The 21,898-nt window shown below is 62.6% G+C and carries 19 protein-coding genes and 1 pseudogene; 10 read left to right on the forward strand and 10 right to left on the reverse strand.

Translation table 11 applies throughout. From position 1 onward, the window contains the following. Window positions 1-10 precede the first annotated feature (10 nt). The 5 genes and pseudogenes from mtgA to LNV07_RS18415 all read right to left on the reverse strand — a co-directional run. A complete protein-coding gene (gene mtgA / locus LNV07_RS18395) occupies window positions 11-778 on the reverse strand; it encodes a monofunctional biosynthetic peptidoglycan transglycosylase (protein ID WP_263572632.1) in 768 nt (255 codons plus the stop codon). Then, the gene (locus LNV07_RS18400; RefSeq protein ID WP_263572633.1) at window positions 775-1,713 is read right to left on the reverse strand and encodes a shikimate dehydrogenase; all 939 of its coding nucleotides are present in this window, start codon (window positions 1,711-1,713) and stop codon (window positions 775-777) included. Before LNV07_RS18400 ends, mtgA begins: the two co-directional genes overlap by 4 nt. After that, window positions 1,710-2,570, reverse strand: a complete 861-nt coding sequence (locus LNV07_RS18405; protein WP_263572634.1) for an energy transducer TonB — start codon at window positions 2,568-2,570, stop codon at window positions 1,710-1,712. The genes LNV07_RS18400 and LNV07_RS18405 overlap by 4 nt, the downstream gene beginning before the upstream one ends. 2 nt (window positions 2,571-2,572) lie before the next feature. After that, entirely contained in the window at window positions 2,573-4,621 is a 2,049-nt protein-coding gene (locus LNV07_RS18410; protein WP_263572816.1) for a ribonuclease catalytic domain-containing protein, read from the reverse strand. A 150-nt stretch (window positions 4,622-4,771) separates the two neighbouring features. Continuing rightward, window positions 4,772-4,906 (reverse strand): annotated as a pseudogene (locus LNV07_RS18415) (IS110 family transposase); the annotation flags it as partial. Between the two features lie 127 nt (window positions 4,907-5,033). On the opposite strand from LNV07_RS18415, the gene LNV07_RS18420 reads away from it, so the two are divergent. Then, window positions 5,034-5,465, forward strand: coding sequence for a hypothetical protein (locus LNV07_RS18420; protein ID WP_263572635.1), 432 nt, complete (start codon window positions 5,034-5,036; stop codon window positions 5,463-5,465). 127 nt (window positions 5,466-5,592) lie between these two features. Further along, window positions 5,593-6,084, forward strand: coding sequence for a hypothetical protein (locus tag LNV07_RS18425; protein WP_263572636.1), 492 nt, complete (start codon window positions 5,593-5,595; stop codon window positions 6,082-6,084). Window positions 6,085-6,237: 153 nt separating this feature from the next. Here LNV07_RS18425 and LNV07_RS18430 read toward each other — a convergent pair whose 3' ends face one another. Further along, window positions 6,238-7,032, reverse strand: coding sequence for a spondin domain-containing protein (locus tag LNV07_RS18430; RefSeq protein ID WP_263572637.1), 795 nt, complete (start codon window positions 7,030-7,032; stop codon window positions 6,238-6,240). Window positions 7,033-7,338: 306 nt separating this feature from the next. Here LNV07_RS18430 and LNV07_RS18435 point away from each other — a divergent pair, with 306 nt between their 5' ends. Next, the gene (locus LNV07_RS18435; RefSeq protein WP_263572638.1) at window positions 7,339-9,510 is read left to right on the forward strand and encodes a prolyl oligopeptidase family serine peptidase; all 2,172 of its coding nucleotides are present in this window, start codon (window positions 7,339-7,341) and stop codon (window positions 9,508-9,510) included. 291 nt (window positions 9,511-9,801) lie between these two features. Here the strand turns inward: LNV07_RS18435 and LNV07_RS18440 are convergent, their stop codons facing one another. Further along, the gene (locus LNV07_RS18440; RefSeq protein ID WP_263572639.1) at window positions 9,802-11,214 is read right to left on the reverse strand and encodes a bifunctional enoyl-CoA hydratase/phosphate acetyltransferase; all 1,413 of its coding nucleotides are present in this window, start codon (window positions 11,212-11,214) and stop codon (window positions 9,802-9,804) included. A gap of 214 nt (window positions 11,215-11,428) precedes the next feature. On the opposite strand from LNV07_RS18440, the gene LNV07_RS18445 reads away from it, so the two are divergent. Next, window positions 11,429-11,884, forward strand: a complete 456-nt coding sequence (locus tag LNV07_RS18445) for a hypothetical protein (RefSeq protein ID WP_263572640.1) — start codon at window positions 11,429-11,431, stop codon at window positions 11,882-11,884. Next, window positions 11,881-12,789 (forward strand): DUF2145 domain-containing protein, encoded by a 909-nt coding sequence (locus tag LNV07_RS18450; protein ID WP_263572641.1) that lies wholly within the window; start codon window positions 11,881-11,883, stop codon window positions 12,787-12,789. The genes LNV07_RS18445 and LNV07_RS18450 overlap by 4 nt, the downstream gene beginning before the upstream one ends. Here LNV07_RS18450 and LNV07_RS18455 read toward each other — a convergent pair. Beyond that, a complete protein-coding gene (locus LNV07_RS18455) occupies window positions 12,786-13,391 on the reverse strand; it encodes a YqiA/YcfP family alpha/beta fold hydrolase (protein ID WP_263572642.1) in 606 nt (201 codons plus the stop codon). The two genes, LNV07_RS18450 and LNV07_RS18455, sit on opposite strands and share 4 nt — an antisense overlap. A gap of 236 nt (window positions 13,392-13,627) precedes the next feature. Here LNV07_RS18455 and LNV07_RS18460 point away from each other — a divergent pair, with 236 nt between their 5' ends. The 5 genes from LNV07_RS18460 (at window position 13,628) to LNV07_RS25580 (ending at window position 20,013) form a co-directional block, all read left to right on the forward strand. Continuing rightward, a complete protein-coding gene (locus LNV07_RS18460; protein WP_263572643.1) occupies window positions 13,628-16,348 on the forward strand; it encodes a zinc-dependent metalloprotease in 2,721 nt (906 codons plus the stop codon). Window positions 16,349-16,488: 140 nt separating this feature from the next. Then, window positions 16,489-17,493 carry a transporter gene (locus LNV07_RS18465; protein ID WP_263572644.1) on the forward strand — a complete coding sequence of 335 codons (1,005 nt, stop codon included), beginning with the start codon at window positions 16,489-16,491 and terminating at the stop codon, window positions 17,491-17,493. A gap of 46 nt (window positions 17,494-17,539) precedes the next feature. Continuing rightward, a complete protein-coding gene (locus LNV07_RS18470; RefSeq protein ID WP_263572645.1) occupies window positions 17,540-19,141 on the forward strand; it encodes a serine hydrolase domain-containing protein in 1,602 nt (533 codons plus the stop codon). Window positions 19,142-19,290: 149 nt separating this feature from the next. After that, entirely contained in the window at window positions 19,291-19,608 is a 318-nt protein-coding gene (locus LNV07_RS18475; protein WP_263572646.1) for a DUF805 domain-containing protein, read from the forward strand. 99 nt (window positions 19,609-19,707) lie between these two features. After that, window positions 19,708-20,013 carry an efflux RND transporter permease subunit gene (locus tag LNV07_RS25580; protein WP_397545585.1) on the forward strand — a complete coding sequence of 102 codons (306 nt, stop codon included), beginning with the start codon at window positions 19,708-19,710 and terminating at the stop codon, window positions 20,011-20,013. A gap of 62 nt (window positions 20,014-20,075) precedes the next feature. Here LNV07_RS25580 and LNV07_RS18485 read toward each other — a convergent pair whose 3' ends face one another. Both LNV07_RS18485 and mpl read right to left on the reverse strand, forming a co-directional pair. Continuing rightward, window positions 20,076-20,531, reverse strand: a complete 456-nt coding sequence (locus LNV07_RS18485) for a GNAT family N-acetyltransferase (protein WP_263572648.1) — start codon at window positions 20,529-20,531, stop codon at window positions 20,076-20,078. Next, complete coding sequence (mpl, locus tag LNV07_RS18490; RefSeq protein WP_263572649.1) at window positions 20,528-21,892, reverse strand: UDP-N-acetylmuramate:L-alanyl-gamma-D-glutamyl-meso-diaminopimelate ligase; 1,365 nt, start codon at window positions 21,890-21,892, stop codon at window positions 20,528-20,530. Before mpl ends, LNV07_RS18485 begins: the two co-directional genes overlap by 4 nt. Window positions 21,893-21,898: the final 6 nt, after the last annotated feature.

The raw sequence follows: 21,898 nt of genomic DNA on the forward strand, positions 1-21,898 counted from the left end.
GAGGCTAACACTAGGGCAATTCAACCGCGCCCATGCGCGCTTCTATGGTCGCGGCCCGGCTTAGGACATAGGGTGAGGCCGGATTCCTCTCAAAGCGCTTGGGTGCCGGCAACATCACCGCCAAGCGCGCCGCTTGACCCGCGCTGAGTTGCTTGGCATCGATATGAAAATAGTGGCGGGCGGCGGCCTGCGCGCCGAACACGCCTTCGCCCCATTCGACATTGTTCAAATAGATTTCCAGGATGCGTTGCTTGCTCAGCATCGCTTCCAGCAACAAGGTAATGACGAACTCCTGACCCTTGCGCACAAAATTGCGCTCGCCGCTCAGAAACAGATTCTTCGCCAACTGCTGGCTGATGGTGGAGCCGCCGATCACCTTGGGGGCGCGCTGCTTGCTTTTTGCGGTGGCGGCCGAGTTGGGCTTTGCGGTCTGCAACCGCTTTTCGGCCCGCAACTCCTCGCGCTGATTGCGCGCCCAGGCCTTCTCCAGCGCGTCCCATTCGACCCCACCATGCTCGACAAAGCCGGCGTCCTCACTGGCGATGACGGCGCGCTTCAGATTCTTGGACAGGTCCTTGTCGTCCACCCATTGCTGGGTCCACGCGATATGGCCGGTCTTGACGCCCAAGCGCCAAGCCTCGGAGCGTTGAAAACTGGTCGATTGCGCCGCAATCACCATCATCAGCGCGATGCGTGCGGCGAAGTAGAGTTGCAGCGCCAGCCCGCCCAGCAAGAGCAGGGCGCCCAAGCGCAACAAGCTCCGCCCGATCTGCCTCATGCTTGAGCTGCACTCAGTTTCACACGCATGGCGTTCAACACGGCCGCCGTGTCCGGCCGCACACCGCGCCAAAGCGCAAACGCTTCGCCGGCTTGTTCGACCAGCATGCCCAAGCCGTCGCGAGGCTCGGCGCCATGTTCGCGAGCCCAGTTCAAAAAAGGCGCTGCGGCCGGCCCATACATCATGTCCAGCGCCAAAGCGCCCGGCGCCAAGACGCTGGCCGCGACCGGCACGCCGGCGCCGCCTAAGCTGGCGCTGGTGGCATTGATCAGGAAGTCGTAGCCCTCGCCGCAATCGTCCAGCCGAGTGGCGCTCAGCGTGACGCCATGTTCCAGCGCATAGGCTTGATGGGTCGCGATCAAGGTTTCGGCCTTGTCCACGCTGCGGTTGGCGATGCAGATCGATGCCGGCCGTGCGGCAATCAAGCTGCCCAAGGCGCCAGCCGAGGCACCGCCGGCGCCCAAGAGCAGTACGCGCCTGCCTGCCAACGGGCGCTGAGCGTTGACTTCAATATCGCGCACCAAGCCCGCGCCGTCGGTGTTGTCGCCGAACCAGCCCTCACATGAAAGAGACGGGCCGCCCCGAGCTTTCTTGAGCTCCTCGGGGGGCGGGCGACGTATGTCGTCGACCTGGTGGCATACAGCATCAAAGCGCAAGGTGTTGACTGCGCCGGCCAGCTTGGCCCGTTCGCTCAAGCGCGTCGCCAAGGCATGCGCCTCGAACTTGAACGGCACGGTGACATTGCAGCCGCGGCCACCGCTCGCCGCGAAGGCGCGAATACTGTCCGCGAATCCGTCCAGCGGGCAGAGCAAGCGCTCGTAAGTCAAAACCTGCCCGGTCTGCGCTGCAAACTGGGCATGAATGGCGGGCGATTGGCTGTGCGCAACCGGGTTGCCGGCCACGGCATAACGATCAATATCGATGGGGGAAGTCATGGTGTTGGCGATGCGCTCAAGGTGGTTTCAAGGCCCTCATCCCGCGTGAAGCGAAAGCGCGAGGTGATCACCAGCACCTCGGCGCCCTTGCGCATCGCCGGGCTGAAGTTGCCGAAGGGCCCGGCCGCGCGCACGATGGCCTCGGCGCGGCGGTCCAGATTGGGGTCACCCGAGGAGGCCACGATATCGGTCTCGATCACGCGGCCGCGCTGGTTGACATGAATATTCATGGTCAGCTCGCCATACAGCTTGCGGCCCTTGTATTCGGGGAAGTCACGCGTGCCGCGGGCCTCGACGCGCCGGCGCAGACTGTCGTAATACTGCGCATAGACCACCTCGCGGGTGGCCGGGCTGACATAGCGTTTGCGCGGCCTCGCACTTTCCTCGTTGACCCGCATCTCGATCTCGGCCAGCAACTGCACCAGTTGGCGGCGCCGTTCGGTCTGCTCCTGCGCGGCAGTCGCACCCTTGTTCTGCTGCGGGTCGGGGGCCGGCATTTGCGCCAGTTCGCGCCGTACCAGGGCTAACAACTGCTGCTCTTGCTCGCGCAACTGGGCGATCTGGGCGCGCTGGGTTTCGCTGGCTTCGCCTACCTCCAAGACCTTGGACGGCGGCAGCGGCGAGGTCGAGCGCCCCGCCTCGGCCAGCCCGCCGCCGGCCAAACTGGCCTGCGCCAAGGCCAGCGCCTTGGCCGGATCTTCCTGGCTGCGGCTATTGACCAGCACCACTTCGAGAGGAGTGTCTTGAAACACCCGGTTGAAGCGCTCCGGGTCCACCAAACGCAGGGTCAGCAAGGCGCCGTGAAGGCCCAGCGAAACCAGCAGCGCGAAGTGGAGGGCGGAAAGCTTGACGGCCATCGTCAGGTCGGTGTCGCCTCGGCGCTTTCAGCGGCGGTGTCGGACGCGACATCGGGTGTGTCCATGTCCAGACTCAAGGTCAAAGGCCCGGCGCCTTCCTCCTCGTCCTCGGCCGATTCATCTTCGGTCGGCGGTTCCGCAGCCGCGTCCAGGCGCTCGATCAGCGTCGCATGCACATCCAGCGTCATCTCGTCGGTGCCGGTGATGCGCACACGCACATTGCAGCCGCGTGGCAGCGCGTCGCAACCGGCCGCCTTGAAGACCAGCGGCAAGTCGTCGGCGCGCACCAGTCCGTCTTTCATCACACTGGCCGTCAACTCGGTGATCTGGTTTTGCGCCAGATAACGCATGGTCCAGAAGCGCTCGATGCCGTTCTGGAAGCCGTTATAGGCGGCATAGGCGGCGTCGAAGCCGGAGATGATGGAGAACAGCGCCGCATCCTTGGGCTTGAACGGCGCGCCCAGTGCGGCGGTGCGGCCATTGCGCACGCAGGCGATGATTTGCCATTGATTGACCAGGTCCACATAACGGCGCAGCGGCGAGGTCGACCAGGTGTATTGCGGTACGCCCAGGCCCGCGTGCGGCTGGGCGCGCGTGCCCATGCGCACCTTGATGCCGGGCGCCATGCTGGCCTGGCTGCGGTAGATGCCGGGCAGGCCCAGATCATGGAGCCAGCCGCCCCAGGTCGAGTTGGCCAGAATCATCGCCTCGGCCACGATCAAGTCCAGCGGCGCCCCGCGCTGCCGCGTCGTGATGCTGACGATCTCGCTGCCTTTGGGTTCATGTTCGCCGTTCGAGTCGAGGCGGAAGTTGTAATCCGGCCGGTTGAAGTTCTCCGGCTTGCCGCGCACCACTTCGCGGCCCGCCTTCAAATGGCGGGCCAGGCGGAAGGCAAAGGCCAGCTCGTGCGCAAACGCGTAGTCGGCCGCAGCTTCGCCGGTCAGCGTCGCTTCGGTGATGACGGCGTCGAGTTTGTCGTGGCGCAAATTGGCGGTGATGGGCACCCGCTCCAGTTTGGTCTCGCTGCCGGTGATGGCCAGCGTCGCTTCGTCCATCGTCACATACAGCGACACGGCGGGGCAGGCGCGGCCCTCGATCAGCGTGTAGGCCTGCACCACATCGTCGGGCAGCATGGTCAGCTTCCAGCCCGGCATATAGACGGTCGACAAACGCTCGCGCGCGACCTTGTCGATGGCAGAGTCCGGCGCGAAGGCAAGGCCCGGTGCGGCGATGTGCACGCCAAAAATGACCGTGCCCGTGCCCAGGCCTTGCACCGACAGCGCATCGTCGATCTCGGTCGTGGCCGAATCGTCGATCGAGAAGGCGCTAACGGTCGACAGCGGCAAATCGTCCTTGATCTCGGGCGCGTTCAGCGCGGGGAAGCCATAGCCCTTGGGGAATTGGTCGAACAAGAAGCGTTTCCAGTGGAACTGGTAGGCGCTGCTGATCGCGCCGACGCTTTGCAGCAAGTCCAGCGGCGCCTTGTGCGCGCGTTGCGTGGCCAGGGCCACCGCCTTGTACTCGGGGCCGTTCTTGTCGGGCTTGAACAGAATCTTGTAAATCTGCTCTGCCACCGGCGCGGGGCAGCGCCCCGCCACCAACTCGGTCGCCCATTCTTCGATCTGCAGCGCCTGCAAGCGCTTGCGCTCCAGGCCCAAGAGGGCGGCCTTGACGATGTCTTCGGGCGCCTTTTTGAACAGCCCCTTGCCGGCGCGGCGGAAGTAATGCGGCGCCTCGAACAGGCAGAACAGCGCCGCCACCTGATGGGCGATGTTGGCCTTGGCGTCGAAATAGTCGCGCGCGAGGTCGGCAAAGCCGAACTCGCCTTCCGGCGCGAACTCCCAGGCGAGATTCAGGTCGATCTCTTTGGCCAGCACTTGAGCCGAAGCAAACAGCTCCGCCGGCGAGGGTTTATCGAATTTAAGCAGCACATTGGCGGCTTTTACTTTGACGCGCTTACCCGACTCCAACTCGATCTGCATCGAGCTATCGGCTTCAGACATCACGCGGCCGGCGAGGAATTTTCCGGCGTCATCGAACAGTGCAAACATATGGGCGGCATTGTCGCCGATAGTCGGGGGTGGGGCGGCGGGCGGGTCGGATGATGGACGAGGCGGCGAGTGATAGGCGAGACAAATTTGCCGCGGGGCTTGTTGTCGAACCGGACTGCTCGGTGCTGCCTCGGCCCCGGTGGGCGAGACCATTCTCCCGATGAGCCCCGCCAGCTTTCCTTGCGACACCGCTGGGCTGAGCCATTCGGACTTGCCGGCCTCGTTGACCCCGTCGATGGCAAACACGCGCTTGTCAGGATCAATGCCTACAGTCAAAATAACCAAGTAGTTACCTGTACTACTCTATTGATGTTGAGAGCTCGATCTTCCCATCTTGGCACTTTGCGGCAGGTTGCCGCAGCGCGGCTAGTTTGATTCTGGGAAGCCCGCTACTTTGGATAAAGCGCCCGCTATGCCCCTGCTTCGAAATTACCTCACTGCTGTGCTGGTTGGTGCCATGTTGGCTTGGCTGGTAGTCATGGCGATGGGAGTTCTTGCCGCCATTCCAATTTCGCCAGCATTCCTTGCCGCCCAAAGGAATTCGCCGGTGCTGGTGCATGTCCTCACCACAACACTTCTGGTGCAAGTCCCGGGGATTCTTTTGTCCAGTTTGGTCGGCTGGAGCTTCTTCCGTTTGACGCGCCGCGCAACTATTGGACTCGTCGCCGTTATCGCATTCCCTTGGATCGGCCTCGTGCTCTTATGGTCGTGGCCTTTAATCTCAAGCGCCGATCTGGCAGTGATCGAAAAACTTGGAAATCTACTTTCATGGCGGGCGGCACCCGGTACGCTTTCGATCCCTCTCGGCTTGGCTGCGGCCTATATGGCCGTCGGGTTCCGTTAAAAGAATGGCCACTAAGCATTTATTCGATCTGACTCACGCCGGCCGGCTAATTCAGGCCCATTCCATTCATGACCTTCCGTGCCTAGCCGTTTCTAATTGGCCAGTATCGGAACTTGGATAACTCACCATGCGCCACGCACTGCTTGTAATTTTGCTGTCTTTTGCCTCTGCAACATGCTTCGCCACAGCGCAGATACCGGATACGCTGCTCTTTCTTGGCGAGACCGCCCCCATCTATTCAGCGCCGCTTCTTCCTATTGCCAAAGATAAGCAGTACTACTCGAGGATTCGACCGTTTCTGGGTGAAGGGACCTGTAGCGCTTCTTGGCATGGCTTTCGTGCGAATTGGTCAATCGAGCGCGACCAATTGATCCTGTTGTCTATTCAGTCAGAGCCTTGCAGTGACAGCCCTAAGGCAATTCCTCTGGGAGCCATTTTTATCGGGCGTACCGCGCCCTTGATCGCCGATTGGTACACAGGGCGGGTCATCTTGCCGAGGGGGGAAATCCTGAAGCATGATCTGTTTTCAGGCCGGCATCTCTACGAGCGCTACCGCGTTTTTCAAATCGAGAGGGGATTGGTGGTGTCGAACGAAGAGCTTTCGCAGCTGCCTCCTTGAAACGATGCCCGACCGGGGTCTGAATCTAAATCCTAGGAAGTTGGCGTCGACGCCTCCGACCCAAAACACCCAAAAACGAGGAAAAGGCCGATAGCTCGATCTCAGCCGTCGGCCTTTCTGGGTAGTGCCTTGAACTTGTGCGACCTAAAACGCTCAGACCGCGCTGCGGCGACGGCGCACCACGGCGCCCATGGCCGCCAGACCCGCCAACATCAAGGCATAGGCCTGCGGCTCCGGCACGGGCTGGGCCGAGAAGTCGATGCGGTAGACATCGCTGCCGCCGCTCAACGCGCTGTTGAAGGTGTATCCGTAGGCGGTGCTCAGGCCGTTGTAGGCGGCGAACTCGCCGAAATTGCGTGCGACGACGGAATTTTGTGCGTCACGGGCAAGCGCGTTCGAGCCGACGATGAAGGCCGCGTTGGCCACATTGAACTCTTCGGAGCCGGCGTCCCAGATGTCACGGGCCTTCTGGCCAATGCTGCTGATCTGCAAATTGCCGGCGCCGTCGAAGAGTTTGAAGGCGGTGGCGGAATCGTTGCCGATGAAGAAGTCATTGCTCGGCACCACCATGGCCACAAAGCTGAAATAGCTGTTCAGCGAAGTGTCGATACGGAAGGTCTGGGTGGCCGACAGGCCCGCAGCGAGCGGCGCACCACCCACCACGCCGACCACGGCGCCCGCGTCCGTGCCGGAGAAGGCGTCACGCCAGAGATTGCCGTTGCCCAGTTCCGCCGCCTTGACAATGGAAGCATTGGCAGCGCCGCCAATGTCGAAGCCGTCAAACACGCCTTGGCCGAAGCCGACACTCAGCGGCGCCACCACCACGCTGTTCACCGGGGCGAGGTTGTGCACGGTCACCGTCAGATCAACGATGGCGGCCTGTGCGCCGGTTGCAGAAAAGATCGCTGCGCAAAGCAGGGTCTTGTTCAAAGAAGTTGGAAATTTCATGTGTAGCCTCGGAAGAGTCAAGTTGAAAATAGAAACGGGCCAAAGGTTCGCAAGTCCGCTTTAACAAACCCGCTGCCGAATGGTAGGAAGGGCAGGTCCCAATGTCCTCACCAAAGTCTCACGGGGCCGTGAAGATTGAAATTTCTATGGGAGCGGGGCAAGGCCATGCTTGAGCGGCATGTCGGTCATTTCAGCAAGGGCCTCCCAGCCTCCGTGGCGCAATTCCTGCTCGACCGTTTCGACTGCGTAAACTGCGCACTGCAAATTCGCCGCCACCGTGGCAACTCATAATCAATCAGGCAAACGATGAACCCATCCATCTTCAAGTCCGCCCTGGCAACTCTTTTGCTGGCGCCTTTGGCCATTCAAGCCCAAAGCTCTTCCTTGGCTTACCCGGCCACCCCGGCCAAGCCGGTCACCGACATCTATCACGGCACCTCGGTCGTTGACCCCTACCGCTGGATGGAGGACATGAAGTCGCCCGAGTTCCAGGCTTGGCTGAAGACGCAGGCGGCCTATGCCGACGGCGTGCTGGCCCAGATCCCCGGCCGCGCCGCCTTGCGCGAGCGCCTCGGTGTGTTGGCCGACGCGGGCGAAAGCACTGGCGGCTACGAGATGGTGGCCGGCAAACTGTTCTATTCGAAGCGCGCACCGGGGCAAAACCAGGCGCGGCTGTGGGTGCGTGATGGTTTAAGCGGCGCTGAGCGCGAGCTGCTCGACCCCAACAACCTGCCGGGCGAGCCGGGCAAGCATGCGGTCGATTGGTACAGCGTTTCGCCCGATGGCCGCTTGTTGGCGGTGGGCCTGTCCAAGGGCGGCAGCGAGAACAGCGTCTTGCGCTTGCTTGACGTTGCCACGGCCAAGCTCTTGCCCTTGTCGATTGACCGCACCGGCCTGAATGAGGGCGGCGTGGCCTGGTTGCCCGATGCCAGCGGTTTTCTGTACAACCGCCACCCGGCGGAGGAGCGCTACAACAAGAGCGCGGTTTTCCTGCACAAGCTGGGCCAGGATCCGGCCAAGGATGTGGCTCAGTTCGGTTGGCAGGTGAGCAAGAAAGAGAATTTCGAAATCGCCGATCTGCCCTATGTGCGCATTACCAAGGGTTCGCCCTGGGCGCTGGCCGAGGTCTTGCATGGCGACGCGGCCGAGCGCAGCTACTGGGTGGCGCGGGTCGACCAGCTCAAGGGCGCGGCCACACCTTGGCGGCGCGTCGTGCGGCCCGAGCACAAGGTGACACGGGCCGAAGTGGCCGGCGGTTCGCTGTTCGCCTTGAGCCAGAAAAAGGCTTCGCGCCGCGAACTCTTGAGCCTGGATTTGGGTGTGGGCAAAGCCGGCTTCAAGACCGCCTTGCCCGCAGGCGACAGCGTGCTGCAAACCATCGAGACCGGTGATGCCGCCGTCTATGTGAAGGCGCTGGACGCGGGCGTGAGCAAGTTGTGGCGCGTGGGCAAGAAAGACGGTCAGGTCTCGACCGTGGCGCTGCCGTTTGAGGGCACGCTGCGCAGTGTCACATCGCTGAAGGGTGACGAGTTGCTGGTCTTGCTGGAAGGCTGGACGCAGGCACCGCAGAGTTTGCTGCTGCAGGCCGGCGGTGAAGCGGGCGCCGCAGCGCAGCGACTGACGATTCAAAAAGCCGTCAGCGTGGATACCTCCGGCATTGAAGCGCGCCGCGTGATGGTCAAGAGCCATGATGGCGTGATGGTGCCGCTGTCCATCGTGGCGCCCAAAGCGGTCGTGTTGGACGGCCAGCGCCCGACGATCCTGAGCGCTTACGGCGCTTATGGCATCACGCAGGAACCGCGTTTCAGCGCGACCCGCCTGGCCTGGACCGAGCGCGGCGGCGTGCAGGCAATCTGCCATGTGCGCGGCGGCGGCGAGCTGGGGGACGACTGGCACCGTGGCGGCTATATCGCGACCAAGCAGAACACCGTGTCCGACTTTGTGGCCTGTGCCGAATGGCTGATTGCCAACAAGTACAGCTCACCGGCCAAGCTGGCCGGCACGGGGGGGAGCGCCGGCGGCATCACGATTGGCGGCGCCGTCACGCAGCGCGGCGAGCTGTTCGCGGCGGCGCAAAGCGCGGTCGGTCTGTCCGATATGTTGCGCATGGAGCTGACGCTGAACGGTGCGCCCAATATCGCCGAGTTCGGCACCGTGACCAACCCGGCGCATTTCAAGAGCATGTTCGCGCTGAGCCCCTACCATAACGTCAAGGAAGGGCGCAGCTACCCGGCCGTCATCGTCACCACCGGCGCCAATGATCCGCGTGTTGAGGCCTGGATCCCGTCCAAGCTGGCCGCGCGCATGCAAACCGCCAATCCAGACGCCGTCAAGACCCGCCCGGTGATCCTGCGGGTTGACTTCGACGGCGGCCATGGCATGGGCTCGGGCCTTGCGCAGCGGCTCGATGAGACCGCCGATGTGTGGAGCTTTTTCTTGTGGCAGATGGGCGACGCGGCCTTCCAGCCCAAGCGCTGAAGCAGACCATTAGGGCAAAACCCGAGCCGGGTCATCGTCAAGATGGCCCGGCTTTTTTTATCCCCTTTATCAAGGCGCAAATTCTTGCTCAGTGCCGCAGGCCAGCGGACCTCAACGTTGGCGCGGTGCTGCAGCCTGTACAAAGCATTGACAGTCCTGCGGCTAAACGAATCAGTCGGTGCATGACATTCCTTTGTGCGAAACCAATTAAAGCTTCAGTTCGTGTCGCGTCTGGTACCGTAATGTTTTTGCGTTATGCAGAATTTCTCCTTGTGCCGCTTGATTATTAAGCTAGCCTTTCCTGTCGCTCACCGCCAGCACCGCCAAGCCCATCGACCCCAGCCGCGTACGCACGCTGTCGCTGCGCCCGCTCATCGCTAAAGGCACGCGCGCACCCAGCACGACGCCGCAGCTGGCTGCACCCGCCATGTATTCGAGCAGCTTGGCCAGGAGGCTGCCCGATTCCAGGTCGGGGGCGAGCAAGATGTCGGCGTCGCCGGCCACCGGCGAGTTCAGGCCCTGCAGACTCGCGGCCTCCAGATTGACGGCGCTGTCAAAGGCCAGCGGCCCGTCCAGTACGGCACCCTCGATCTGGCCGCGTTGCGCCATCTTGCACAGCGCCGCTGCATCCAGTGTTGAGGTGATGCGCTCGGTGATGGTTTCCACCGCCGACAACAAGGCCACCTTGGGGCAGGCCACTCCCGTCGCTTGGGCCAGGCCTATGGCCAGACGCAGGATCTCGGCCTTGGCGTCCAGATCGGGGCGGATATTGATGCCCGCATCGCTGATGAACAGCGGCTTGGCATAGCTGGGGATGTCAAAGCGGTAGACATGCGCCAGCCGGCTGCCCTTGTCCAGTGCAGGCGTCGCCCGCACCGCCGCCAGCAGTTCCTCGCTGCTCAGGCTGCCTTGCGCCAGCAGGTCCAGCTGGCCTGCAGCCGCCATCTCGCAGGCCTGAAGGGCAGCGGCATGGCTGTGCGCCGTGGGCTGGAAATGGCAGCCATGCAGGTCTAGCCCCAGCTGCTCGGCCAGCGCCCGGATGCGCGCTTCCGGCCCGATCAGCCAGGGTGTAATCAGCCCGCGCGCGGCGCCCAGCAGCGCCGCGCGCAGCGCGTCTTCGCTGCAAGGCTGCACTACCGCGCAGCGCAGCGGCTTGTCGGGCTTGAGCTGATTCAGCCAAGCGTTCATGCGCGCCTCGGCGTCGAATGAAAAGAAATGCATTTCGGGCAGAGCAGGTCTTGGGCGCTCGATGCGCGTGCGCGGCGCCAGCACGGTGGCCAAGCCGCTGATGACGGCCTGGCCTTTTTGGTTATTGGCCTCGCAGCCGAGCTTGACGATGCCGCTGTCGTCGAACATCTCCAGCACCGTCAACACGATGGTCAAGGTGTCGCCCACGTGCACGGGGCGAGAGAAGCGTAGCGTCTGCTCCATATAGATGGTGCCGGGGCCGGGGAACTCATTGCCCAGCACCGACGAGATCAAGGCGCCGCCCCACATGCCATGCGCGATCACGCCGTGAAAGCGCGTGCCCTCGGCGTATTCGGCATCCAGGTGGGCGGGGTTCACGTCACCCGAAACGAGGGCAAAAGCCTGAATGTCGCTGTGTTTGAGCGTGCGCACCAGACGAGCGCTTTGGCCCAGGGTCAGCTCGTCGTAGGTGCGGTTGCGCAGCCAGTCGCTGCGCAAGAGGTCGGGTGCGTTCATCGCCGGTTTGCTCCAAAGAACATGACTCGATAGCTTGTGCCTGCTTCGTGTCAGGCGCGTGACGCCCAAGCGATGCTCCGAGGCCATGCGGTTTTGTTTGACGACAAACAAAGACCAAACCGTCATCGCCGGCTGTCGCAAAGGCTTGCTAGGATGGCGGCCGAGTTCGTCCTTCTGCCGCACCCGCTATCAAGCCACCTACTGGAGTCCCACCATGAAGCCATTCTTTTTCATCAAGCAGACTCTTGCTGCAGGCTTGCTCTTGAGCGCCGTCTTGCCGGTTTTTGCCGCTAGTTCGGCCGCGTCTTCGGCCTCGGAAGGCGCCAGCAGCGCCGCCAGCAGCGGCTCCAAGTCGCTGGAGGCGTCCAGCGGGTCATCGACCAAGGGCGAAAAGGTGGCGGCCGGCGACTACAAAATTCTCGATGTGGCGGCCGCTGCCGATCGGCCCGGCATGGTGCGCGTGCACTTGCAAGCTGCTGCCGATGATTTCTACCTCGTCCTGCCCGAGCAGGCGTTCGACAAGAGCCAACTCGCGGCAGGCCACATGGTGACGGCACGCCAACATGCGTACGGGCTTGAGTTTGCTAACCAGCAAACCCAGCAGGCCTTTTTCCTGGTGCTGAGTGACGAGTGGTATCGCGAGTTGGATAGCAAGGCCGTCGTGCTTTGATTCGAGTCTTTGGACCGCTGGCGCTGTGGCTGCTGGGCTGCGGCGCGGCGCAGGCCGGTGGCTTGCGATTTTGCGAGCAGCCACCGCGCTTAAGCGCAAGCCAGCAGGACAAGCAGCTGCGCTTCGTCGCCATCGTCAAGGACGAGTTGGAGCGCAGTGGGCAGGGCGTCGCGCTGGTGTCGCGCGCCGGCACCGACCTGAGTCGTTTCGAGATGCGCTACTCGCACGCCGGGCTGGCACTCAAGGCCAGCGACAACACGCCCTGGTCGGTGCGCCAGCTCTATTACGTTTGCGACGAAGCGGCCCCTAAGCTCTATGACCAGGGCCTGGCGGGGTTTTTGATCGGTGCCAACCAGGCCGACTTGGGCTTTTTGTCGGTGGTGCTGTTCCCGCCGGCTCAAGCCGCCGAACTGGAACGTGCTGCGCTCGACAAGCGCCGTGCATTGCAGTTCTTAGCACCCGACTACAGCGCCAATGCCTACCCCTTTAGCGCGCGCTACCAGAACTGCAATCAATGGGTGGCGGAGTTGTTGGCGGCCACGCTGGGCAATCTGGGGGAGGGCGCCGTTGAGGAGCTTCGCCCGCAGGCGCAAGCCTGGTTGAAGGCCCAAGGCTATAGGCCTGCCGCCTTCGAGATCGGCTTCAAACCGATGCTGTGGGGCGCCGCCGCCTTCATCCCTTGGGTGCACAACGACGACCATCCGGCCGAGGAGCTCGCGGCCGCCCGCTACCTCGTCAGCATGCCGGCTTCGATAGAAACCTTTGTGCAGCAAACGATGGCCGGTGCGCAGCGCATCGAGTTTTGCCATAACGGTCAGCATGTGCTGATTCGGCGCGGCTGGGGGCCAGGTCTTGCCGAGGGCTGTGTGGCCGAGCCGCAAGACAGCGTGATTAGGCTGAACTAGTCAAGACCCAAGAACTCACTCAACTCCGGCAGATAGTCATCAAAGTCCGACAGCCCATGGTCACTGCCTTCGAGCAGGCGGATCTGGCAGTCGGCATAGCGGGCCTGCATCTCGCGCCAGTCCAGCAACTCGTCGCCCTTGGCGATGACGGCCAGCAAGCGTTGCGGCGTGCTGGTGACCGGTGTGCTGAGCGCTTGCAGCTCGGCGATGAATTCGGCGCGGAAGAAGAAGCGCTCTTCCGGGTCCTGCCAACAAGTCTGCTCGCCGATGTATTTCGCCAGGTCACGCGCCGGGTCGACGGCCGGGTTCAAGAGCACAACGCGGCTGCTTTGAAAGCCCGGCCATTCGGCCAGCACGGTCGCGTAGAAGCCGCCGAGTGAACTGCCCATCAGCGCGCAGCCCTGGCTCGGCCAGTCGGCGGTCAAGGCCTGCAGCAAGGCGATCGCCTCGGCGGGCGAGGGCGGCAGCTGCGGGCAGGCGAACACCAGCTCGGGGTTTTGTGAGCGCACCCACTCGGCCATGCGAAGCGCTTTGGCCGAGCGCGGCGACGAGCGAAAGCCGTGCAGATAGAGCAGGTGGGTGGTTTTGTGATGTGCAGCCATGGCCGCAGTCTAAATGGCTGTTTGGGGCGCTGGTAAACCCTCATCTCGGTGACTAAATGCGACGAACGACCGATCGTCTTGTGCGAAGCACGCTCGGCCGCATTGACGCGGCGCCGCGGCTGGTTCACAGTGGCCGACTTTGTCGTGTCGGCCGCGTTGATCCGCGCCTGCGTCGGGTCTGTTTTGGGGCTCATGCCACCCAGGTGGGCCCTTTGTAATGTTCGAGGATGGTTTGAATGACTTCATATGAATCGCTGCGCGGCTCGCCCCGCCTGACCTTGTCTGCCGTGGCTGCGGCCGTTGTATTGCTGAGCGCCTGCGCCACTACGGCGCCGGATGCTGCGGCCCCGGTGGTCAAGGCGGCCTCCGCCGCTGCTCCCGCTTCTTCGGCTTCGGCCCCCAATGGCGCCGCCAAGCCGCCCGCCGACCCCACCGCACCCAAGCCTTTTGCCGAAGTCAGCAAGGACGCCAAGGTGCAAGCCGGCCTGTTCCCGATCTGGCGCAAGGACGAAAAAGTCTGGCTCGAAATCTCCAAGGACATGATCGGCAAGCCTTTCTTGTTCACCGTCAATATCGCCAACTCGATCGGCGAGCGCGGCCTTTATGCCAGTCAGATGGCGGCCGACCAGCTGGTCGAGTGGCGCCGTATCGGCAATCAGATCCAGTTGGTGGCGCTGAACACCGCCTTCCGCGGTGAAGGCGGCGGAAAACTGGCGGTTAGCCAGGCCTTTTCGCCCAGTTTGCTGGCGGCGGGCCCGGTCGGCAGCGCCGAGCATCCAGAGCGCAAGTCGGTGCTGGTCGATGCCGGCATGTTCCTGACCGACATTCCCGGCCTGTCCACCAGACTGGAGGCGGCCTACCGCCTGCCTTATGCGCCGGACCGCAGCAATTCTTCTTTCGAGGCGGCGCGTGCCGATGCCAAGCTGAGCACGCTGACCGCGCGCATGCACTTCTTCACGCCGCGCATCCCGGCGCCGCCGTTGGTCGCGCCGCCCGCACCGACGCCGACACCGCCGCAGTCCACGCCCGATCCGCGCAGCATGTTCTTCAGCTTCGTCTACAACTTCCAGGCCTTGCCCGACCTGCCGATGGCGGTGCGCAAGCTTGATCCGCGTCTGGGTCATTTCGGTGAGTCCTATTCCGACTTCGGCAGCGACAGCAAGGCGAATGTGCGCGTGCACATGGTCAAGCGCTGGCGGCTTGAGAAGCAGGACGCCAGCGCCGAGCTGAGCGAGCCGATCAAGCCGATCACCTACTGGTTGGACAAGAATATTCCGCCCCAGTACCGCGCCTCCGTCGAGGCCGGCATCCTGGAATGGAACAAGGCCTTCGAGAAGATCGGCTTCAAGAACGCTATTCACGCCAAGCAACAACCCGACGATGCCGATTGGGACAATATGGATTCGAGCCATGCCTCGATCCGCTGGTTCGTCGGCGCCGACGTCGGTTTCGCCATTGGCCCTAACCACGGTGATCCACGCACCGGTGAAATTCTGGATGCCGACATCGGCATGAGCGATGTGTTCGCCCGTGGCTCGCGCCGCTTTGTGACCGACGATCTTGGTAATTCCGCCGTTTCTGCATTGAGCACGTCCGGGCTGGCACTGGATCGACACAAGCATCGGCATGGCGCCGCCGACTATTGCAGTTACGCCAATGAGGCTTCCGCCGAGATGGGCTTTGCGCTCGATCTGCTTGAAGGGCGCGGCGACATCACTCCCGACAGCCCGGAGGCCGATGCCTTTGTGCAGGCCGTCATCAAGGATGTGATCACGCACGAGGTCGGCCACACGCTGGGCCTGAAGCACAACTTCAAGGCCTCCACCTCGGTCAGTCAGAAGCAGTTGCAGGACAAGGCCTATACCGAGAAGTTCGGCATCTCCAATTCGGTGATGGACTACAACGCCTACAACCTGTCTTTGAAGGGCGAGCCGCAGGGCAGTTACACCAACAACACGCTAGGCGCCTATGACTACTGGGCGATCGAATACGCCTACAAGCCCTTGGCCGCCGAGACCGAAGTGGCCGACCTGGCAAAAATCGCCGCCCGTAGCACCGAGCCACAACTGGCCTATGCCGATGACATCGACGCCGGCGTCGGTGGCCCTTATGACGGCTTCGACCCCGATGCCAACCGCTTCGATCTGGGCGACGATCCGCTGGCCTATTTCAAGCGCCGTCTGGCGCTGAGTCAGGAGCTGTGGGCGCGCGTGCAGGACCGCAAGCCGGTTGTCGGCGGTGACCCGCTGCGCGACCGCCGCTCTATCGTCGAGAGCTTCCGTCAACTGGCCCGTTCGGCCGAGTTGACCGGCAAATATGTTGGCGGCATGCATGCGCTGCGTGATCTGCCCGGCAGCACCGGCCGCCCGGCCTTCAGCGCCGTCGAACCTGCGCGTCAGCGTGAGGCCTTGAAGTTCATCTCGACGGGCTTGCTGTCGGCCAACTCCTTCCGCTTCCGCCCGGAGTTTCTGGCCTCGCAGACCTTGGACTACAACGAGTGGGAGCGTGTGCAGCTGTCGATCCCGGCCGCAGTCGGTGCCGTGCAGACCACCGTGCTGGACCGGCTGATGTCGGCCAATACCGCGCGCCGCCTGATCGATATGCCGGCCTTTGTGGCCGAGAAGGAGCGCAAGGGTCTGGTCTCGCTGTCCGAGGTCTACAGCACGCTCAATGCTGCCGTTTGGAGCGAGCTCAAGACCGGCGCCGAGATCGACGGCATGCGCCGCAATCTGCAGCGTGAGCACCTGAAGCGTCTGCAAGGCGTGCTGACGCGCGGCGGCGGCCCCGGCCTCTTGGCCGATGCTTACGCGATGGTGCGTTTCCATGCGGTGCAGCTGCAGTCGGATCTGCGTGCGGCGTCGGGCAAGGCCGGCCTGTCGATTGAAACGCGCGCCCATCTGGCCGAGAGCCTGGACACCTTGTCCAGCGTGTTGAAGGCCAATATGCAGCGCAGCTGATCCTTGGTCCAATGAGTTCAAGAGGGGCCGGCGCGGCTGCGTCGGCCCTTTTTTTATTGCACTGCACAAGCTGAACTTTTATTGACTGACAATCGGGCCCGCAATGGGCTGCGGCCGACTCTGGGGAAGGATGCAATGCAATGAGTTATGTGTTTGGCGCGGTCGACAACGCCCTGATCTGCGGCTTCGTGCTGGCCCCCGGTCGGGCCGGCCGTCCCATTGGTCTGGCCGAGGCCTTGAGTTGGTTGGCGCAGGGCACAGAGCAGACCGCCGAAGAATTCATCTGGCTGCATTTCAACCTCACCGACACCACGGCCGAAAAGTGGATGCTGGCCAATTTGAGCCTGCCGCCCGAGTTCTTCGAGGCCTTGCGCGAGGGCTCGCGCTCGACCCGCATTGAGGACGCCTCAGACAACCTGATCGCCGTCGTCAACGATGTGGCCTTCGAATTCTCCTTTGATCCATCCGAGATTGCCTCGCTCTGGGTCAGCGTCAGCGCAAGAGTCTTGGTCAGTGCGCGCGTGCATCCGCTGCGCTCGATCGACCGGCTGCGTCAGGCCGTCAAGGACGGCGCCTGCTTTGGCTCCAGTGTCGAGTTGCTGAATCATTTGATGAACGATCAGGGCGATGTGCTGGTGCGCATCGTGCGCGAGGCGACGCTGCAGGTCGACAACATCGAAGATGGTTTGCTGGTCGGGCGGCTGCAGCAAAAGCGCGGCGAGCTGGGCAAGTTGCGGCGCGTGCTGGTGCGCTTGCAGCGTCTGTTAGCACCTGAGCCGGGCGCGCTGTTTCGCTTGCTGCGGCAACCGCCACCTTGGGTGACCGCCCATGATCTGGATGAGTTGCGCCAGGCGACCGAAGAGTTCTCGCTGGTGATTCGCGATCTTTCGGCGCTGCAAGAGCGCATCAAGCTCTTGCAAGAAGAGATGGTCGCGCAGGTCGGTGAACAGACCAATCGCAGCGTTTTCACCTTGACGGTGGTGACGGTGCTGGCGCTGCCCATCAACATCATGGCCGGCATGTTCGGCATGAATGTGGGCGGCATCCCGCTGTCCGAGCATCCGCATGGTTTCAGCATTATTGCGGTGATCGTGCTGGGCTTTACGGCGGTGGCGGGGTGGTTGGCGTTCAGGAAGAAAGACTAGGCTCGTCTAGCTTGGCCGGAAAAATCTTGCTTGAGGTGTGTAGCAAATGACTCTCAATATCGATCAAGTCTCGCTGGAAAACCGCGTTGATGCGCTGTTCGCGGCTCAGCAGGGTCAAGCGGTGCCGGGCTATTCGGTCGGGGTGATGTTGAAGGGCCAGGTCTTGCTCAGCAAGGGCTACGGCATGGCCAGCCTGGAGCATGGCCGGCCGCTGAGCGGCAGTACGGTGTTCCGCATCGCCTCGGTGTCCAAGCAGTTCACCGTCAGCGCGGTGCTGATGCTGGCGGCGCAAGGCCGGCTTGGTTTGAACGACGACATCCGCCAGCACATCCCCGAATTGGCCGAGCTGCCTGAGCAGGTGTGTATCGAGCATCTGATGCGCAACACCAGTGGCTTGCCCGATTTCCTGGAGATGCTGCGCCTCGGCGGCGTCGGCCTGGACCTGAACTTCAGCCGCGCCCGCATGCTCGCGCTGATCGCGCAGAACCGCCATCTGAGCTTCAAGCCCGGCAGTCGCTTCCTCTATTGCAATACGAATTTTTTGCTGCTCGGCGTCTTGGTCGAACGACTGAGTGGCCAGACCTTGTCCAGCTATTTGAATGAACAAATCTTCAAGCCTTTGGGCATGCAGCAGACCCAGATGGCGCTGGCCACCGACGAAATCGTGCAGCGTTTGGCCACGCCCTACTTGCAGCAAGAAGGTGGCAGCTATCGGCGCGCCATGCATGGCTTCGAGCAAGGTGGTGAAGGCGGCATGACGTCCAGCGTCAATGACTTGTTGTTGTGGAGTCGGCAATTCGAGCAAGCGCGCCTGGCTCCGGCCGATCTAGCTGCCCAATTGGGCGCGGCGACCGAGTTGAGTGGCGGACACACCAGCGCCTACGCGCGCGGCATGGAGTGCGGCATGTTTGCGGGCCTGGCCACGCTCGGTCATGGCGGCCTGTGGCCCGGCTTCAAGACCGAGTTCTTGCGCATCGCCGAGCGCGAGTTGACCGTGGTGGTGATTGCCAACGGCGCCCATCTTGAGCCCTACCGGATGGCGCGTGAAGTGGCGGCTGAAGTGTTGGGCATCAGGCCCTATGGCGCCATGCCTGTTGCCGCCGAATCTGAGGGCTTGCAAGGCGAATGGTTCAGCCCCGCCACGGCGGATGAAGCCGAACCCGGTCTGCTACAACTGGCGTTTAAGAACGGCAAGCTGATGGCGACCCAGTGGGGTATGCCTTTTCAACTCGTGCCGACAGGCGATGGGCGCTGGTTGCCGCTGCGCGGTGCCTATGAGTTTGTCCTCAAGCAACTGGCGCCCGATCGCCTCGAGGTGGCGGTTGGCGCGGGCCGGGTGATGCGCTACGAGCGCTTGCTCAAGCGGCCGGAACTCGGCAGCGATCTGGACGGCAGCTATTTGTGCTCGGACGGCAGCACCCGGTGGACGATTGCCGGCCCGCAGGTGCGGCTCTCCGGTGCCGTGTTCACGGACGGTGGAAGTGGCTCGCTCCACGCATTGCCCGGCGACGTATTCGAGTTGCAAAGCGCCAGCTATGGCTTCAAAGCCAGTCAATTGTTGCGCCCGCAGCGCCAGGGTGGCGGTCAGGTCAGCCATTTTTTTCTGGATACTAGCCGGAACAAAAATCTACGGTTTGACCGCGTGTGAGCGCGTTCAGGTGACCCACTAGGGCCGCCTAACTTAGTACGAGTGCATGCGAAGCTTGCGTTATGCTGGCCACGCGCCACTCCGCGAAAGCCATTTTTTCGACGCAAATTGACTCGGCCTATTGGGCATTTACAGCCGCGAGAGTAGCTATGACATTTTCCGAGTCCATCCAGATTTGCTTCAAGAAGTACACCGATTTCAAAGGGCGGGCTTCCAAATCTGAGTACTGGTGGTGGGTGCTTTTCGTTTTCATGATCAGTGTCGTCGGGCAGATGATTGGCGACCTCGCAGGTGTTTTGGTGACGATTCCCACCTTGCTGCCTTGCTTGGCAGTCACCGCGAGGAGGCTTCATGACACCGACCGAAGTGGATGGTGGCAGTTGATTGCCTTGATACCCTTGATCGGTTGGGCAGTGATGATTTACTTGTGCGTCCAGCCCTCCACAAGTGAGCATCGATTGGGCTAGAAAAGACGGGCTCTCGCCCTGGGCTAAACGGAGTTTCAGATTGTGCGAATCATTTTGTCTTTGTGGGTGAGTTGCCTTTTTTGCTTGCCGGCTTCAGTGATGGCCGAATCAGCTTCGTTGGTCATTTGTATCGAGCTGACCGTGCCTGGCATCACGGCCGAAGGCGTTGAGCGAGAGGTCACGATGCCTATTGAGCGGCAGTTGTCTGGTGTCGCGGGTGTGAGGCGCATCACTTCGAGTTCCGGTGAAGGTCTAAGCACTGTGGAGATCAGTTTCGAAACCACGCCTGGCCCGCAAGATAAGTCTGCCGTTACCCAGGCTGTTGAGAAAGCTCGGGCTCAGATGGCTGTGGCAACGGAGCTTCGTCGCATTGCAATCCAAGCTTGTGTACTGCAGTTGCCGTGATGGCGGTTTTGTGCCCGAACGGGCAAACCGCTCGGGGAGGGGCGCTGGCGCGAAGCGACAGGTCAGGGGGCGCTCAGAAGTAACTCTTCATCCCCATGCCCATCGCACACCCCGCTGGGCCGCCAGCCTTGGGCGCGGTAAAAACCATGCGAGCGCAGGCCAGCATCGGCGCCGGCCATCAGCCAAATGCGCGAGCAGCCGGCAACTTCGCGTAGATGGCGAACGGCTGTGGCTAGCAAGGCGCGGCCCAAACCGCGACCCTCAAAGCCGGCTTGCACGGCCAAGACCAAGACCTCGCCGCTTTGGTCGTGCACATTGCAAAAGGCGACGACTTGCTCCTCGTGCAGGCCGACCCAGCTGTGCATCTCGCCCGCCTGCAGCGCCTGGCGCAGCGTCTCGGGCGTGATGCCCAGTTCGGCCAAGCGGGCGCTGGAAATAGCGTTGTCGCGAGTGGTGGCACGGACCTCGAACAGGCGCTCGATCTCGGCGTCCCGGGTCGGCCGAATCAGCGGCTTCACTTGGCCGCCAAGGCCGCCAGCAGTTTTTCGTGAATGCCGCCAAAGCCGCCATTGCTCATGCACAACAGATGGTCGCCGGGCTTGGCCTGCTTGACCACGGCGGCGACCAGCGCCGCCACATCGGCGCCGACAATCGCCTGGCTGCCAAGTGGCGCCAGCGCGTCTTTGGCGTCCCAGTCCAGCCCTTGCTGATTGCAAAAACTCAGATCGGCTTCTTCGAGCGCCCAAGGCAGCTGTGCCTTCATGGCGCCCAACTTCATGGTGTTGGAACGCGGCTCGAAGATGGCCAGGATGCGCTCAACTGGCGCAATACGTCGGCGCAGACCGTTGACGGTGGTGCGAATTGCCGTGGGGTGGTGGGCGAAGTCGTCATAAACCTTGATGCCGTTCACCTCACCGCGCAATTCCATGCGGCGGCGCACGTTCTTGAATTCGGCCAGCGCGGCCGCGCTTTGCTCCGGCGTCACGCCGACATGCTCGGCGGCGGCGATCGCGGCCAAGGCATTCAACTGGTTGTGCTCGCCATACAAGGCCCACTCGACCCGGGTTACCTTCAAGCTGCCGCGCAACACGTCAAAAGCCTGCGGCTCGCCGCGCGCGCGCAGCGCGCCGGGTTCTTCCTTGCGCGTGCCGAAGCGCTGCAAATCGCTCCAGCAACCCCGGCTCAAGACCCGCTGCAGCGCTTCTTCGCGCGCATTGACCACGATGCGTCCGTTGGCCGGCACGGTGCGCACCAGGTGATGGAACTGCGTCTCGATGGCGGCCAGGTCGGCAAAGATGTCAGCATGATCGAACTCGAGGTTATTCAACACCGCCGTGCGCGGGCGGTAGTGGACGAACTTGCTGCGCTTGTCGAAAAAAGCGGTGTCGTATTCATCCGCTTCAATGACAAAAGTAGAACCCGTTCCAAGCCTTGCCGAAACGCCGAAATTCTGCGGTACGCCGCCGACCAGAAAACCCGGCTTCAAACCTGCGTGCTCAAGAATCCAGGCCAGCATCGAGGTCGTCGAGGTTTTGCCATGGGTGCCGGCCACGGCCAGCACATGGCGGGCTTGCAGTACATGCTCCGAGAGCCATTGCGGGCCGCTGGTGTAGGGCAGGCCGGCATCCAGAATTGCCTCCATCAGCGGGAACTTCTCACCGCGTGTGACCACATTGCCGATCACGAACAGGTCGGGCTTCAGTGCGAGTTGGTCGGCGCCGAAGCCTTCTGTCAGCTCAATGCCCAGCGCTTCGAGCTGATCGCTCATCGGCGGGTAGACATTGGCGTCGCAGCCAGTGACCTTGTGGCCGGCCTCGCGGGCCAAGGCGGCCAGGCCGCCCATGAAAGTGCCGCAAATGCCGAGGATGTGAATATGCATCTTGAA

The organism is Roseateles oligotrophus (genome assembly GCF_025717515.1).
Taxonomy (GTDB): Bacteria; Pseudomonadota; Gammaproteobacteria; order Burkholderiales; family Burkholderiaceae_C; genus Paucibacter_A; species Paucibacter_A oligotrophus.

Excerpts from the sequence above, each read along its gene's own strand:
- LNV07_RS18420 (WP_263572635.1), top strand. The coding sequence starts at position 5,034 with ATGCCCCTGCTTCGAAATTACCTCACTGCTGTGCTGGTTGGTGCCATG.
- LNV07_RS18465 (WP_263572644.1), top strand. The coding sequence starts at position 16,489 with ATGAGTTATGTGTTTGGCGCGGTCGACAACGCCCTGATCTGCGGCTTC.
- LNV07_RS18430 (WP_263572637.1), bottom strand. The coding sequence starts at position 7,032 with ATGAAATTTCCAACTTCTTTGAACAAGACCCTGCTTTGCGCAGCGATC.
- LNV07_RS18440 (WP_263572639.1), bottom strand. The coding sequence starts at position 11,214 with ATGAACGCACCCGACCTCTTGCGCAGCGACTGGCTGCGCAACCGCACC.
- LNV07_RS18455 (WP_263572642.1), bottom strand. The coding sequence starts at position 13,391 with ATGGCTGCACATCACAAAACCACCCACCTGCTCTATCTGCACGGCTTT.
- LNV07_RS18470 (WP_263572645.1), top strand. The coding sequence starts at position 17,540 with ATGACTCTCAATATCGATCAAGTCTCGCTGGAAAACCGCGTTGATGCG.
- mtgA (WP_263572632.1), bottom strand. The coding sequence starts at position 778 with ATGAGGCAGATCGGGCGGAGCTTGTTGCGCTTGGGCGCCCTGCTCTTG.
- LNV07_RS18435 (WP_263572638.1), top strand. The coding sequence starts at position 7,339 with ATGAACCCATCCATCTTCAAGTCCGCCCTGGCAACTCTTTTGCTGGCG.
- LNV07_RS18475 (WP_263572646.1), top strand. The coding sequence starts at position 19,291 with ATGACATTTTCCGAGTCCATCCAGATTTGCTTCAAGAAGTACACCGAT.
- LNV07_RS18460 (WP_263572643.1), top strand. The coding sequence starts at position 13,628 with ATGACTTCATATGAATCGCTGCGCGGCTCGCCCCGCCTGACCTTGTCT.
- mpl (WP_263572649.1), bottom strand. The coding sequence starts at position 21,892 with ATGCATATTCACATCCTCGGCATTTGCGGCACTTTCATGGGCGGCCTG.
- LNV07_RS18425 (WP_263572636.1), top strand. The coding sequence starts at position 5,593 with ATGCGCCACGCACTGCTTGTAATTTTGCTGTCTTTTGCCTCTGCAACA.
- LNV07_RS25580 (WP_397545585.1), top strand. The coding sequence starts at position 19,708 with ATGGCCGAATCAGCTTCGTTGGTCATTTGTATCGAGCTGACCGTGCCT.
- LNV07_RS18410 (WP_263572816.1), bottom strand. The coding sequence starts at position 4,621 with ATGTTTGCACTGTTCGATGACGCCGGAAAATTCCTCGCCGGCCGCGTG.
- LNV07_RS18400 (WP_263572633.1), bottom strand. The coding sequence starts at position 1,713 with ATGACTTCCCCCATCGATATTGATCGTTATGCCGTGGCCGGCAACCCG.
- LNV07_RS18405 (WP_263572634.1), bottom strand. The coding sequence starts at position 2,570 with ATGGCCGTCAAGCTTTCCGCCCTCCACTTCGCGCTGCTGGTTTCGCTG.
- LNV07_RS18445 (WP_263572640.1), top strand. The coding sequence starts at position 11,429 with ATGAAGCCATTCTTTTTCATCAAGCAGACTCTTGCTGCAGGCTTGCTC.